This window comes from Pseudomonas sp. AC239, assembly GCF_979258545.1.
The window spans coordinates 5,544,513-5,558,606 of the sequence record NZ_OZ409864.1 but is presented as its reverse complement, the minus strand read 5'-3'; the positions used below and the strand labels follow the sequence as shown (position 1 = coordinate 5,558,606).

13 protein-coding genes are annotated in these 14,094 nt (G+C 61.0%); 6 read left to right on the top strand and 7 right to left on the bottom strand.

Annotated features, from left to right (window positions below; translation table 11 throughout):
* From ACZ0AZ_RS25225 to gloB, 4 genes are all read right to left on the bottom strand, one after another.
* Positions 1–1,842, bottom strand: a complete 1,842-nt coding sequence (locus ACZ0AZ_RS25225; protein ID WP_039763242.1) for an extracellular solute-binding protein — start codon at positions 1,840–1,842, stop codon at positions 1–3.
* Complete coding sequence (locus tag ACZ0AZ_RS25220) at positions 1,839–3,671, bottom strand: extracellular solute-binding protein (protein ID WP_130000051.1); 1,833 nt, start codon at positions 3,669–3,671, stop codon at positions 1,839–1,841. Before ACZ0AZ_RS25220 ends, ACZ0AZ_RS25225 begins: the two co-directional genes overlap by 4 nt.
* A gap of 309 nt (positions 3,672–3,980) precedes the next feature.
* A complete protein-coding gene (locus ACZ0AZ_RS25215) occupies positions 3,981–5,444 on the bottom strand; it encodes a transglycosylase SLT domain-containing protein (RefSeq protein WP_039763240.1) in 1,464 nt (487 codons plus the stop codon).
* Positions 5,445–5,543: 99 nt separating this feature from the next.
* Entirely contained in the window at positions 5,544–6,311 is a 768-nt protein-coding gene (gene gloB / locus ACZ0AZ_RS25210; RefSeq protein ID WP_463538395.1) for a hydroxyacylglutathione hydrolase, read from the bottom strand.
* Positions 6,312–6,377: 66 nt separating this feature from the next.
* On the opposite strand from gloB, the gene ACZ0AZ_RS25205 reads away from it, so the two are divergent.
* The 4 genes from ACZ0AZ_RS25205 to ACZ0AZ_RS25190 all read left to right on the top strand — a co-directional run bounded on the left by ACZ0AZ_RS25205 (position 6,378) and on the right by ACZ0AZ_RS25190 (position 9,570).
* The gene (locus ACZ0AZ_RS25205) at positions 6,378–7,136 is read left to right on the top strand and encodes a class I SAM-dependent methyltransferase (protein WP_041480625.1); all 759 of its coding nucleotides are present in this window, start codon (positions 6,378–6,380) and stop codon (positions 7,134–7,136) included.
* A gap of 90 nt (positions 7,137–7,226) precedes the next feature.
* A complete protein-coding gene (gene rnhA / locus ACZ0AZ_RS25200) occupies positions 7,227–7,697 on the top strand; it encodes a ribonuclease HI (protein WP_007910572.1) in 471 nt (156 codons plus the stop codon).
* Positions 7,698–7,898: 201 nt separating this feature from the next.
* Positions 7,899–8,657, top strand: coding sequence for a DNA polymerase III subunit epsilon (dnaQ, locus tag ACZ0AZ_RS25195; RefSeq protein ID WP_039763238.1), 759 nt, complete (start codon positions 7,899–7,901; stop codon positions 8,655–8,657).
* A 298-nt stretch (positions 8,658–8,955) separates the two neighbouring features.
* Positions 8,956–9,570, top strand: coding sequence for a GNAT family N-acetyltransferase (locus ACZ0AZ_RS25190; RefSeq protein WP_039763237.1), 615 nt, complete (start codon positions 8,956–8,958; stop codon positions 9,568–9,570).
* On the opposite strand, the gene ACZ0AZ_RS25185 is transcribed toward ACZ0AZ_RS25190, so the two are convergent.
* Together ACZ0AZ_RS25185 and ACZ0AZ_RS25180 are read right to left on the bottom strand one after the other, a co-directional pair.
* Complete coding sequence (locus tag ACZ0AZ_RS25185) at positions 9,536–10,429, bottom strand: LysR substrate-binding domain-containing protein (RefSeq protein WP_130000049.1); 894 nt, start codon at positions 10,427–10,429, stop codon at positions 9,536–9,538. The two genes, ACZ0AZ_RS25190 and ACZ0AZ_RS25185, sit on opposite strands and share 35 nt — an antisense overlap.
* Positions 10,430–10,514: 85 nt before the next feature.
* Complete coding sequence (locus tag ACZ0AZ_RS25180; protein ID WP_016774209.1) at positions 10,515–10,745, bottom strand: hypothetical protein; 231 nt, start codon at positions 10,743–10,745, stop codon at positions 10,515–10,517.
* Between the two features lie 183 nt (positions 10,746–10,928).
* On the opposite strand from ACZ0AZ_RS25180, the gene ACZ0AZ_RS25175 reads away from it, so the two are divergent.
* Both ACZ0AZ_RS25175 and ACZ0AZ_RS25170 read left to right on the top strand, forming a co-directional pair.
* On the top strand, positions 10,929–11,486 hold the full coding sequence (locus ACZ0AZ_RS25175) for an NADPH-dependent FMN reductase (protein ID WP_039763234.1): 558 nt from the start codon (positions 10,929–10,931) through the stop codon (positions 11,484–11,486).
* A 149-nt stretch (positions 11,487–11,635) separates the two neighbouring features.
* Positions 11,636–12,919 carry an arsenic transporter gene (locus ACZ0AZ_RS25170; protein ID WP_463538394.1) on the top strand — a complete coding sequence of 428 codons (1,284 nt, stop codon included), beginning with the start codon at positions 11,636–11,638 and terminating at the stop codon, positions 12,917–12,919.
* A 115-nt stretch (positions 12,920–13,034) separates the two neighbouring features.
* Here ACZ0AZ_RS25170 and ACZ0AZ_RS25165 read toward each other — a convergent pair whose 3' ends face one another.
* Entirely contained in the window at positions 13,035–13,985 is a 951-nt protein-coding gene (locus ACZ0AZ_RS25165) for a DUF1853 family protein (RefSeq protein ID WP_463538393.1), read from the bottom strand.
* Positions 13,986–14,094: the final 109 nt, after the last annotated feature.

Sequence of the window (14,094 nt, the reverse complement as noted above, 5' to 3'; positions counted from 1 at the left end):
TTACTCCGTGCCCGCAGGGTCGGCTTGCAGTTGGGTTTCGACTTCTACGGCAGGCTTGGCGTCAGGCTTGACCCACCAGGTGTTGATGCCGATGTCGTACTTGGGCGAGGTTATCGGGTGGCCGATGTGGTTCCAGTAGGCCACGCGCCAGCTCTTGATGTGCCAGTTCGGCACCACGTAGTAGCCCCATTGCAGCACCCGGTCCAAGGCCCGAGCGTGGGCCACCAGGCTTTTGCGCGAGTCGGCGTTGATCAGGCTTTCCACCAGTTGGTCGACGGTCGGATCCTTCAGACCCATGCTGTTGCGGCTGCTCGGTTTGTCGGCGGCGGCGCTCATCCAGTATTCGCGCTGCTCGTTGCCCGGCGAGTTGGACTGCGGGAAGCTGCCGACCATCATGTCGAAGTCCCGCGAACGCACGCGGTTGATGTACTGCGAGACGTCAACGCGGCGGATCACCAGATCAATGCCGAGGTCGCTGAGGTTGCGCTTGAATGGCAGCAGCACGCGTTCGAATTCGGTCTGGGCGAGGAGGAATTCGATCACCACCGGTTTGCCGGTGGCGTCGACCATTTTGTCATCGACAATCTTCCAGCCGGCCTCTTGCAGCAGTTGATACGCCTCGCGCTGCTGGTTGCGGATCATGCCGCTGGCGTCGGTCTGCGGATTTTCGAAGGCTTCGCTGAACACCTGGGCCGGCAGTTTGCTGCGGAACGGTTCGAGGATCTTCCGTTGCTCGGCGTCGGGCAGGCCGGTGGCGGCCATTTCCGAGTTCTCGAAGTAGCTGCGAGTGCGCACGTAAGCGCCGTTGAACAACTGCTTGTTGGTCCATTCGAAATCGAACAGCAGCCCCAGCGCCTGACGCACGCGCACATCCTGGAACACCGGGCGGCGCAGGTTGAAGACGAAGCCCTGCATGCCGGTCGGGTTGCTGTTGGGGATCAGTTCCTTGATCAAACGGCCCTCGGTGACCGCCGGAACGTTATAGGCGCTGGCCCAGTTCTTCGCGGTCATTTCCAGCCAATAATCGAACTGCCCGGCCTTCAGCGCTTCGAGGGCGACGGTGTTGTCGCGGTAATAGTCGGTGGTCATCGTGTCGAAGTTGTAGAAGCCACGGTTGACCGGCAAGTCCTTGCCCCAGTAATCCTTGACCCGTTCGTAACGTACCGAACGGCCGGCCTTGACTTCGGTGACCTTGTACGGGCCGCTGCCCAATGGGATTTCCAGATTGCCCTTGTTGAAGTCGCGGCTGGCCCACCAGTGTTTTGGCAGGACCGGCAACTGGCCGAGGATCAGCGGCAGCTCGCGGTTGTTGCTGTGCTTGAACTTGAACAAGACTTTCAACGGGTCTTCGGCGATGGCTTCGGCGACGTCGTTGTAGTAGCCGCGAAACATCGGCGAGCCTTCCTTGGTCAACGTCTCGAAGCTGAACACCACGTCTTCGGCGCGCACCGGGTGGCCGTCGTGAAAGCGGGCCTCGGGGCGCAGGTAGAAACGCACCCAACTGTTGTCGTCGGCTTTTTCGATTTTGCTGGCGATCAGGCCGTATTCGGTAAACGGCTCGTCGAGGCTGTGTTTGGTCAGGGTGTCGTAGATCTGGCCGATGTCATCGGCCGGCACGCCTTTGTTGATGAACGGGTTGAGGCTGTCGAAGCCACCGAACCCGGCCTGACGAAACACGCCGCCCTTGGGCGCATCGGGATTCACGTAGTCGAAATGCTTGAAGTCGGCCGGGTATTTCGGCGGCTCGTTGTACAGGGTCACGGCGTGTTGCGGGGCGGCCCAGGCCAGCCCGGCGAACAGCAAGCCGCCGGCCTGCACGAGCAGGGTGCGAACAGCATTCATCGATCTTTCTCCGAAGACTTCAGCCACCATGCGCTCAGGCCCAGGGTGTAGGGCGGCGTGGTGACAAAGGCCAACCGGTTGCGGTAGGCCAGACGGTGATAATTGAGGTACCAGTTGGGAATGCTGTAGTGCTGCCAGAGCAGCACGCGGTCGAGTGCCTTGCCGGCGGCGACCTGCTCGTCGCGGGTGCGCGCGGCGAGCAACTGTTCGAGCAGGTGATCGACCACGGGATTGGCGATGCCCGCGTAATTCTTGCTGCCCTTGACGTTCACCTGGCTGGAGTGGAAATACTGCCACTGCTCAAGGCCCGGGCTTAAGGTCTGGCCAAGGGTCATCGAGATCATGTCGAAATCGAATTGATCGAGGCGCTGCTTGTATTGCGCACGATCGACGGTGCGCAGGCGCGCGTCGATGCCGATGCTGTTGAGGTTCTCGATGTACGGCTGATAAAGACGCTCCAGGCTCGGATTGACCAGCAGCAGTTCGAAGCGCAGCGGTTGGCCATCAGCGTTCTGCAAGCGCTGGCCGTGGAGTTTCCAGCCGGCTTCGGCAAGCAGGGCGAGGGCCTTGCGCATGGTCTCGCGCGGAATGCCACGGCCGTCGGTTTTCGGCAGGGTGAACGGCTCGGTGAACAGCCTGGCCGGGAGCTGATCCTTGTACGGCTTGAGCATCAGCCATTCATGCCCGACCGGCAGGCCCGAGGCGGTGAATTCGCTGTTGGGGTAGTAACTGGTGGTGCGTTGATACGCATCACTGAACAACGCGCGGTTGGTCCATTCGAAGTCGAACATCAGGCCCAGCGCCTCGCGAGTCTTTACGTCCGAGAACGTCGCGCGGCGGGTGTTCATGAACAGGCCCTGAGTCTGGGTCGGGATCTGATGCGGGATCTGCGCCTTGATGACATCGCCACGCCGTACGGCGGGGAAGTTGTAACCATTGACCCAGTTCTTCGCCTGATGCTCGATGTAGATGTCGAACTCACCGGCCTTGAACGCTTCGAAGGCCACATCGCTGTCGCGATAGAACTCGACTTCCATGCGATCGAAATTGTACTTGCCGCGATTGACCGGCAGGTCCTTGCCCCAGTAATCCTTGACCCGTTCGAAAATCAGCTGCCGCCCCGGCGTGACTGACGTGATGCGGTACGGCCCGCTGCCCAGCGGCGGCTCGAAGGTGGTGGCCTTGAAGTCACGGTCTTTCCAGTAATGCTGCGGCAGTACCGGCAGCTCGCCCAGGCGCAGGATCAACAGCGGGTTGCCCGAGCGTTTGAGCACGAAACGGATGCGCTGTTTGTTGAGGATGTCGACCCGCAGCACTTCCTGCAGGGCCGTGCGATACAGCGGATGACCGTCCTTGAGCAGCGTTCGATAGGAGAACGCCACGTCGTAGGCGGTGATAGGCGCGCCGTCGTGAAAGCGCGCTTCGGGGCGCAAATTGAAGACGACCCAGCTGCGATCTTCGCTGTACTCCACCGATTGCGCGATCAAACCGTAACTCGACGCCGGCTCGTCGCCGGACGGCGAATATTGCCCGGTGCCGACCATCAGCGGCTCGTTCAACTCGTTGATGCCGTACTGAAGAAAATTGGCTGTGGTGACCGGGCTGGTGCCCTTGAAGGTGTACGGATTGACCGTATCGAAGGTGCCGAACGCCATCACCCGCAACGTGCCGCCCTTGGGCGCTTGCGGGTTGACCCAGTCGAAGTGGGTAAATCTGGCCGGGTACTTGAGCGTGCCGAACTGCGCATAACCATGACTTTCGGTAATCGTCGCGCTTGCGGGTGAGCTCAAGGCCAGGCTGATCAGGAGCAGGGAGAGGGCACGCTTCAAGTCAGATCCGATCCAGCGGCTTGGGCTTTGTGGGCCGTACAGTAACAGCTTGTCTGGACAGGAAAAAGATGCGGGTTAATGCCGGGTTAATCGGTACACGATGTTGCGCCAATTTGTTTCTGTGGTGGGGGGTTATCTGTGGCGAGGGGATTTATCCCCGCTGGACTGCGCAGCAGTCCCCCTTCTTCAAGATGCAGAAAAAACGGGGCCGCTGCGCGCCCCAGCGGGGATAAATCCCCTCGCCACAGTGTTCCCGCCTGGCACAAAGCAATCGGCAATAAAAAGCCCCTGAATTCAGGGGCTCTTGTGTCAGTGCGGCTGATAAACCGTGAGCATTTGCCCAGGCTTGAGTGCCTTGCCCGCACCGGGGTTCCAACGCTTGAGATGCTGCATCTCAACGTTGAACCGCTTGGCCACCACGTACAGGGTGTCGCCACGCTTGACCTTGTACTGGGTCTGCTGCTTGCTTTCGTCCTTGCCTTTGCTCTTGGTATTCGCCGCGACCACGGTGTTGACCCGGCCGGACTTGCGCGCCGGTGCGCGCTTGGTGTTGTCCTGCATGACCAGGGTCTGGCCGACCTTGAGGTTCTTGCCGGTCAGCTTGTTCCAGCGCTGCAGATCCTTGACTTCGACCTTGTTGGCCTTGGCGATGGAGCCGAGATTGTCGCCACGCTTGACCCGATAAGCACGTTTGAGCTGCGCCACTTCCGACGGATCGGCGCCTTCGAACACCGGTTTCAGCGAGCGCGGGCTGATCAGTTCGTCCGGGCGCATGGTCTGCAGACTGGCGGTCAGCAGTTGCGCCTTGGACGTCGGCACCAGCAAGTGCTGCGGGCCGTCGATGGTGGTGCGCTGTTTGAAGGCCGGGTTGAGCTGGAACAGTTCGTCTTCATCGATATTGGCCACCGCAGCGACCTTGGACAGGTCCATGCGCTGGTTGATTTCGACGACCTGAAAGTACGGTTCGTTGGCGATCGGGTTGAGGTTGACGCCGTAGGCTTCCGGCGCCAGCACCACTTGCGACAGTGCCAGCAGTTTCGGCACATAGGCCTGGGTTTCCGCCGGCAGCGGCAGGTTCCAGTAGTCGGTAGGCAGGCCGAGCTTTTCGTTGCGCTCGATCGCCCGGCTGACCGTACCTTCACCGGCGTTGTAGGCCGCCAGAGCCAGCAGCCAGTCGCCGTTGAACATGTCGTGCAGGCGAGTCAGGTAATCCATCGCTGCCGTGGTCGAGGCGGTGATGTCGCGACGACCGTCGTAGAAGCGGGTCTGGCGCAGATTGAAGTAACGCCCGGTGGACGGAATGAATTGCCACAGGCCCACCGCATCGGCGCGGGAATACGCCATCGGGTTGTAGGCGCTCTCGATCACTGGCAGCAGGGCCAGTTCGAGCGGCATGTTGCGTTCTTCGAGGCGTTCGACGATGTAATGAATGTAGAGGCTGCCGCGTTCGCCGGCATTCTCGAGAAAAGAGGGATTACTGGCGAACCACAGGCGTTGTTGCTCGATGCGCGGATTGACGCCAAGGCCTTCCTGCAACTGGAAGCCCTGGCGCATGCGTTCCCAGATGTCCTGGGGCGCCACGGGAGTGGGCTTCTCGGTCAGCCAGATCGGCTTCTGCTTGGCTCGCGCAGCAATGTTCGGCGTGTGCGTCGCTTCAGTCTGCGGAGCGTGGCTGGAGCAACCCGCCAGCGTGGCGGACACAGCCACCGCGATGGCTTGCGCCAGGCGGGTCAAAGCATCTGAATTGACGGACTTACGTATGGATGACGACATTGGCTGGAAGTAAGTTCCGGGCAAAAATGTCGGGCGATTCTAGAAAGCGCACCCCCTGCGGTCAACCATTGAGAATTTTTGCCCCTGCCGACGCGGTCGTCAGAACGTGTCTTTCCATGCCCGCAGAGCCGCAAAAACCTCACTCGGCGCCCGGTTTTGAGCGCCTTCCCGTTCGTCCACTTTTTGTGTAACCAATGTTTCAGAAGTGCGTAAAAACGGATTGGTGAGCTTTTCCAGAGCCAGCGTCGACGGCAGGGTCATCACGCCGTTCTGCCGTTGCTGAGTGACCTTTTCCAGACGGGCGGCAACATGCCGATTGCCAGGCTCGACGGCGGCGGCAAACTTCAGATTGCTCAAGGTGTATTCATGGGTGCAGTAGACCAGGGTATCTTCCGGCAGAGCCGCGAGCCGGCTGAGCGAGTGGTACATCTGCTCGGGCGTGCCTTCGAACAGCCGGCCGCAACCGGCGGCGAACAGGGTATCGCCGCAGAACAGCAGGCCATGGTGGTAATAAGCAATATGTCCCAAAGTGTGACCGGGCACCGCGTAGACTGCGAAGTCCCAGCCGAGCACGCTGACCCTGTCGTTGTCTTTCAGCGCTACGTCGCGCGCCGGGATGCTTTCGCTGGCCGGGCCGTAGACCTTGGCGCCGGTCGCCGCTTTCAGGCGCTCGACACCGCCGACGTGGTCATGGTGATGGTGGGTGATCAGAATATCGCTGAGCACCCAGCCCGGATGAGCCTCGAGCCACGCCTGCACCGGGGCGGCATCGCCCGGATCGACCACCACGCAGCGCTGGGTCTGATGATCCTGTAACAACCAGATGTAGTTGTCGGTGAACGCGGGCAGGGCACTGATCTGTATCATCGTCGGAATTCGCCAAGCGGAAAACATTGGCGCATCTTAGTAGTTCCTGGCGCGTTGGAGAATGACATGACCGATAAAGCGTTCGCTCAGGCCGATCCCGACTGGCTGGCATTGATCAGCGCCGCCCGCGAATGGCTGTCGGGGCCGCTCGGGCAATTTCTGCTGGATGAAGAGCGGCGCATGCTCGACGACGAGCTCGGCCGGTTCTTCGGCGGTTATCTGGTGCATTACGGCCCGTCCGCCGAAACCCCGCCGGCGGCGCCGCAAGTGCAGCGAAACGTGCGTCTTGGCGCGCCGTTGCCCGGGGTCGAGATCGTCTGCGAAGAGCAGGCCTGGCCGTTGAGCGAGCATGCCGCCGACGTGGTGGTGATGCAGCATGGCCTGGATTTCTGCCTGTCGCCCCACGGTTTGCTGCGTGAAGCGGCGAGCAGCGTGCGCCCCGGCGGGCATCTGCTGATCATCGGCATCAATCCCTGGAGCACCTGGGGCCTGCGGCATTTCTTCGCCAATGATGCCCTGCGCAAGGCGCGCTGCATCTCGCCGTCGCGGGTCGCCGACTGGCTCAATCTGCTCGGCTTCGCGCTGGAGAAACGCCGCTTCGGGTGCTATCGTCCGCCGCTCGCGTCGCCCAAGTGGCAGAACCGTCTGGCCGGCTGGGAACGCAAGGCCGGTGACTGGCAGCTGTCCGGCGGTGGCTTCTATCTGCTGGTGGCGCGCAAGATCGTGGTGGGGCTGCGGCCGTTGCGCCAGGAACGCCGCGAGCCGATGGGCAAGCTGATTCCGCTGCCGATGGCCAAGGTCAACCGCCGCCGCATCGAACCGTAAACCCTCTTTTATTTGTGGCCGGGCTTGTCCCGGCCGCGGTCATTGTCGATCCGTGATTGGCAGGACAGGCATTTTTCTGGAAAGACTGGCATGAGCGAAAGCGTGGAAAGCGTCGACACCGTAGAACTGTTCACCGACGGCGCCTGCAAGGGCAACCCCGGCCCCGGCGGCTGGGGCGCGTTGCTGGTGTGCAAGGGTGTCGAAAAGGAACTGTGGGGCGGCGAAGCCAACACCACCAACAACCGCATGGAACTGCTCGGCGCGATTCGTGGCCTCGAAGCGCTCAAGCGCCCCTGCGAAGTGCTGCTGGTCACCGACTCGCAATACGTGATGAAAGGCATCAACGAGTGGATGGCCAACTGGAAGAAGCGCGGTTGGAAAACCGCTGCGAAAGAGCCGGTAAAGAATGCCGACCTGTGGAAAGAGCTGGACGAGCAGGTCAATCGGCACAAAGTCACCTGGAAGTGGGTGCGCGGGCACATTGGCCATCACGGTAACGAGCGGGCTGACCAGTTGGCCAATCGTGGGGTGGATGAGGTTCGCGGTTACAAGCAGAGCTGATTTCGCTTCTAACCGTGGCGTGACCGTTCGCGAGCAGGCTCGCTCCCACAGGGAAATGTATTCCAGGCCTTGAATTGGAATGCACTCAGTGTGGGAGCGAGCCTGCTCGCGAAGGACCCGCCACGGCCTGACTGAAACACCCCGCCGAGCGTGTTAACATCCGCGCCTTTGCCCGATTGACCCGTGGAGAGCTGAGCACTGATGGCCACCAGATCCGTTGTACTCGATACCGAAACCACCGGCATGCCGGTGACCGATGGTCACCGGATCATTGAAATCGGTTGCGTCGAACTGATCGGTCGGCGCCTGACGGGCCGGCATTTCCACGTTTACCTGCAACCGGATCGCGAAAGCGACGAGGGTGCGATCGGTGTACACGGCATCACTAACGAATTCCTGGTCGGCAAACCGCGCTTTGCCGAAGTCGCCGATGAGTTCTTCGAATTCATCAAAGGCGCGCAGCTGATCATCCATAACGCGGCGTTCGACGTTGGCTTCATCAACAACGAATTCGCTTTGATGGGCCAGCACGATCGCGCCGACATCACCCAGCACTGCACCATCCTCGACACCCTGATGATGGCCCGGGAACGTCACCCGGGGCAGCGCAACAGCCTCGATGCGTTGTGCAAGCGCTACGGCGTCGACAACTCCGGCCGTGAACTGCACGGCGCCTTGCTCGACTCGGAGATCCTTGCCGACGTCTACCTGACCATGACCGGCGGCCAGACCAGCCTGTCGCTGGCCGGCAACGCCTCCGACGGCAATGGTACGGGCGAGGGCGCGGACAACTCAGCCACGGAAATCCGTCGTCTGCCGGTCGATCGCCAGCCAGCGCGCATCATCCGTGCGACCGAAGAAGAACTGGCGGCGCATCTGGTGCGGCTGGAGATCATCGCCAAATCGGCGGGGGCGCCGGCGTTGTGGACGCAGATTGCCGAGGCTGATGCGCAGGTCTGAAAGGTCTAAAGATCAAGATCAAAAGATCGCAGCCTTCGGCAGCTCCTACGGGGATTGCATTCCATAGTAGGGACCAGGAAGGCAGCGATTTTTTGCGTTTGGCGACATGGAGCCAAGTTGCCACTCTCGCCACATTCGCTGCAACCCACTACCCTGAGTGCACTGGTCAGGTGCAAACCTGCCGCCTCAGGACACTGAGCCTCATGTATAAAGAGTTGAAATTCACGCTGGCGATCATCCATCGCGACAACAAGGTCGACACTGTCGGCTGCGTCAAGGAATGAGGACTTTTCCCAGTATGCAACCGGTCATGAATCCGAAATACCCAGGGTTGTCGGTGCGCGTCGCCGATGAAGGTTTCGCGCCGTATATCTGGGGCAGTGACTTCAGTTTCGAGGTCGCCGCCTATGGTGCTGCCGCGATCGGCAAACCGGTCGAGCAGTGGCCGGTGACGCCGATCGTGCCGTACCGCAAGTGCTATGGCATCGATCCGGAAGAGTTCAGCGCCTTTCACAACGCGCCCGACAGCGCGATTTTCATGGCGTATCTGGACGACGAGCCGGTCGGCCACCTGGTGATCAGCACCAACTGGAACGGCTTTGCCCACATCGATGAACTGGCTGTGCATGCCCCGGCCCGTCGCCACGGCGTGGCCAAGGCGTTGCTCGATGTGGCGCAGTTCTGGAGTCGCAAGAAAAAGCTGCCGGGCATCATGCTCGAAACCCAGAACAACAACCTCGGCGCCTGTCGTCTGTATGAACGTTGTGGTTATGTGATCGGCGGTATCGACCAGTTGCGCTATCGCGGCATTGATGCGCACACCGCCGAGGTCGCCCTGTTCTGGTATCGCCTGTTCGACAATCCGCTGGAAAAACCACTCAGCTCGACAACATCGCCTCGGCTTGTTCCGTGACGATGGCCAGCAGTGCCTGAATTGCCGCCGACGGCGTGGCATGTTTGAAGGTCAGGGCGTAGAGGTTGATCGGCACTGCCGGTGAGAGCGGGCAGGCGTCAAGCCCACTGGTGCGAGCGCCCAACGCGGTGAAGGGGTCGACGATGGCCAGACCTTCGCCAGCCTCGACCATGCTGCGCATCATCTGATGGGTCTGCACGCGGGTCTGAATGCTTGGCGCCGGACGCAAGGCCTGGAGCTTGTTTTCCAGCGCCGGGCTGAGCGGGTCCTGACCTTCGAGACCGACCATGGCCTGACCGGCGAGGTCTGCCAGGGATATGTATTTCTGCTTGGGTTGCAGCCAGCCGTGCGGAGCGAGCAATTGCAGCTTGCCCTGGGCCAGCGATTGGCAGTGGATATCGGGGTGTTCGGGGTCGTGCAGGCTCAGGCCCAGATCGCTTTCACGCAATAACAGGCTGCGGACGATGTCGCGAGTCGGCGCGCTGAGCAGGCTGCAAGGTGCGTCGGGCAAGCGCCGACGCAGGGTCGCAAGGCTTTGTGGCAGTAATTGCTGGGCCAGCGGCGGGGTGCCGATGATGCGCAAGGGCGGGGCGAGGTACTGCTTGAGGCTGCTGGCCAGCCGCTGCACTGGCTCCAGCGCCTCATAAACGTGCGCGATTTCCACCTGCAGGGCGCGCGCTTCGGGGGTCGATTGCAAGCGCCCGCGGACGCTGGCAAACAGCATGAATCCCAGCTGACTCTCGGCTTCGCGCAAACGCTCTTCGACCTCGGTCACCGGCAATTGCAGCCATTCGGCGGCGGTGCCCAGGTGACCGGTCTGCAAGAGCGCCTGAATCACTTCGATGTGGCGTAAACGCATGCGTGAAGTCCATGTTCAGCAAGTGGGGTCAGACGCTGAATCCTACCCCAAGTCCGCTCGCATGACTTCTGCTCATAACGCCGGGTTATTGAGCGACAGTTGGCTCAGGTTCACGGATCAGGGTAATGCCTGATTGAACCAGGAGAAACTCGCTGTCACTGACCTTATTGACCCGATCGCCAATGGCCAGTCTGTAAATGGGCTCCGAGCCAGTGGATCCGTCTGCAGACGGGTTCGATTCCTGGAATTCATGCACGGAATAAACGCGACCTTCCGCATCTCTTGCATGAAACTGACCGACGAGTACTGCTGCCATCTGCTTAGAACCTCTGGAGATAAAACGCTTGATTTGCGGCTTTGTAGACCGTCATCAAGCTTGGTAAGTTTTCCTGCAGGAAAAAAATATTCCCCGGGCAGGAAAAACCAATGACCACTGGTGAAAGCGTCACTGGATCATCTATAACTAGCGACTCTTCCCACGGACCATCGAGAGTCTTCCATGAGCAATGTCTACAACGTCGCCGTAGTGGTCGGTAGCCTGCGTAAAGCATCGATCAATCGCAAAGTTGCACTGGCCCTCGCCGAACTGGCACCGGCCAATCTCAAGCTCGAGATTGTCGAAATCGGTGAACTGCCGCTGTACAACGAAGACATCGACGGCGATTCTCCGCCCGCAGCCTACAGCACTTTCCGTCAGAAAGTGGCGTCATCCGACGCGGTGCTGTTTGTTACCCCCGAGTACAACCGTTCGATCCCGGCACCGTTGAAGAACGCCATCGACGTCGGTTCGCGCCCTTATGGCCAGAGCGCGTGGAGCGGCAAGCCTGGCGCGGTGATCAGCGTATCCCCAGGCGCCATCGGCGGTTTCGGCGCTAACCAGCACCTGCGCCAGACCTTCGTTTTCCTCGATATTCACTGCCTGCAACAGCCGGAAGCGTATCTGGGCGGTGCAGGCAACGCGTTTGATGAAGCGGGCAAGCTGAGCGACTCGGTGAAACCGTTCCTGCAGAAATTCATCGATGCGTACGGCCAGTTCGTCGAGCAACACAAGAAATAAGCTCACCGAAACTCACTGTGGGAGCGAGCCTGCTCGCGAAGGCTGTGTGTCAGATAATCATTTCATCTCTGACACTCCGCCTTCGCGAGCAGGCTCGCTCCCACATTTGTTCGATTTCCACCCGTTTCGCTATTTGAAGGCTTCTGCGAATGCTCGCTGCGTCACTGATTTTCCTGCTGACCATCACCCTCGTCATCTGGCAACCCAAGGGGCTCGGCGTCGGCTGGAGTGCAACGTTGGGCGCCGTGCTGGCGTTGATTTTCGGCGTCGTCCACCTCACGGATATCCCGCTGGTCTGGCAGATCATCTGGAACGCCACCGGCACCTTCGTGGCGCTGATCATCATCAGCCTGTTGCTCGACGAGGCTGGCTTTTTCAACTGGGCGGCGCTGCACGTGGCGCGTTGGGGGCAGGGCAGTGGGCGCAAACTGTTTGCCTTCATGGTGCTGCTTGGTGCGCTGGTGTCTGCGTTGTTCGCCAATGACGGCGCGGCGCTGATTCTCACGCCGATCGTGATTTCGATGCTGTTGGCGTTGCGCTTTTCACCGGCGGCGACGCTGGCATTCGTCATGGGCGCCGGGTTCATTGCCGACACGGCGAGCCTGCCGCTGGTGGTGTCAAACCTGGTCAACATCGTTTCGGCGGACTTTTTCCACATCGGCTTCAACCGCTATGCCGCGGTGATGGTGCCGGTCAACTTCGTCAGCGTGGCGGCGACGCTGGGCATGTTGATGTGGTTCTTTCGCCGCGATATTCCAGCGGCTTACGACCCGGAACAATTGGAAAATCCGCAAACCGCGATCCACGACAAAGCGACGTTCTATGCCGGTTGGGCGGTGCTGGTGATCCTGTTGATTGGCTGCTTCGCCCTCGAACCGCTGGGCATTCCAATCAGCGCAATTTCGGCGGTGTGTGCCGCGCTGCTGCTGGGCATCGCTGCGCGCGGTCACAAGATCTCCACACGCAAAGTGATGAAAGAAGCGCCGTGGCAGATCGTGATTTTCTCGCTGGGCATGTACCTGGTGGTGTACGGCCTGCGCAACGCCGGGCTCACCGGTTACCTCGCCGGGTGGCTGGACGTGTTCGCCGGTCACGGGGTGTGGGGCGCGGCCATGGGCACTGGGGTGCTGACGGCGCTGCTGTCGTCGATCATGAACAACTTGCCGACGGTGTTGATCGGCTTGCTGTCGATCGACGCCAGTCAGGCCAGCGGCGTGATCAAGGAAGCGATGATCTACGCCAACGTCATCGGTAGCGACCTGGGGCCGAAGATCACTCCGATCGGCAGTCTGGCGACCTTGTTGTGGTTGCATGTGCTGGAGCGCAAGGGCATTCACATCGGCTGGGGCTATTACTTCCGCGTCGGGATTGTGCTGACGGTGCCGGTGTTGCTGGTGACGTTGGCGGCTTTGGCGGTGCGGCTATCCCTATAGACCGAGTTGCTCTTTTCGCGAGCAGGCTCGCTCCCACAGGGATCGCATTCCACATTTGAAATGGATTCTCTGTGGGAGCGAGCCTGCTCGCGAATTGGGTCAGACACCACAAATCTCAGGTTTGGCCGGGCACATTCGGCCAAAGATCCGCCACCAGAAACAGGCGCTCCGCCTCTTCCCATTCGCCCTGGGCATTCTCGGTCAGGCGCACCATCAACTGCGCCGGGGCCAACGCTGGCAGGTCTTCGAGCCACAAACGCAGATGCTCATCCGCCCAGACCTGATCCGCCGGATAATGCGCCGGCGCCAGCCAGGCGTGGCGGGGCAGGGGTTGCCAGCGGCCCGGCGGGCGCTGCGCGACAAACGCCGGCCAGTCTTTCTGATGCAGCCAACTGCCACGCAAATGTTGCGGATGCGCGCCGTGGGGTGAATCGGCTTGCCCGGGCCACGGATACAGCAGATAACCGCCCAGCCACAATTGCGCGCTGAACGTCTCGATATCCAGCGCGGCGAGCACTTCGCGGCTTTCCGGGCGCGCCGAGATCGGCAATTGATGCTCGGCCAGATGCGCCAGTTTGCGATCCAGCCGGTCATGACAACCCGGCCCCAGCCACTGCGCCGGATCGCGGCCATCGCCAGCCTGCGGGCCAAGGTAGAGCTTGATCGCCAATTCCAGGTGATGCACGCCGTCGCGGTCACGCAGCAGCATGTCGAGTTCGCCGAGGGTGTGCCCGGCGCGGCGGATCGGCAGGTTGGCGGCGATGAGTTCGATGCCCGGCGCGTGCTCCACGGCGAACTGCCACAGACGCTCGTAATACAGGCCCAGACGCCGGGTGCGCGCCTGCGCCAGCCATTGCAGCAGGCCGTAACTGTCGTGGTCGAGCTGGCGCAGCCAGTGTTCGAGACGCTGCGGGTCATGTACCCAATCGCTGCCGGCCAGCGGATGGCGCTGCGGCCACGGCGTGGCGGCGAGCATCGGCGGTGCGAGGATGACCCACGCCAGGTCCCGCACTTCGGGATGGCGTAATTGATGAGGCAACTGCAACAGGTCGGGAAAGAGGATCATCTTGCGAGCATAGCCTTAAACCTGAGCCCGCCCTTGAGGCTGAAAGGATTTTGTCTATCTGGCGCTTTCGCCCATAATCGGGTTTTCGCGTTTTCGATTGTCCGCAGAG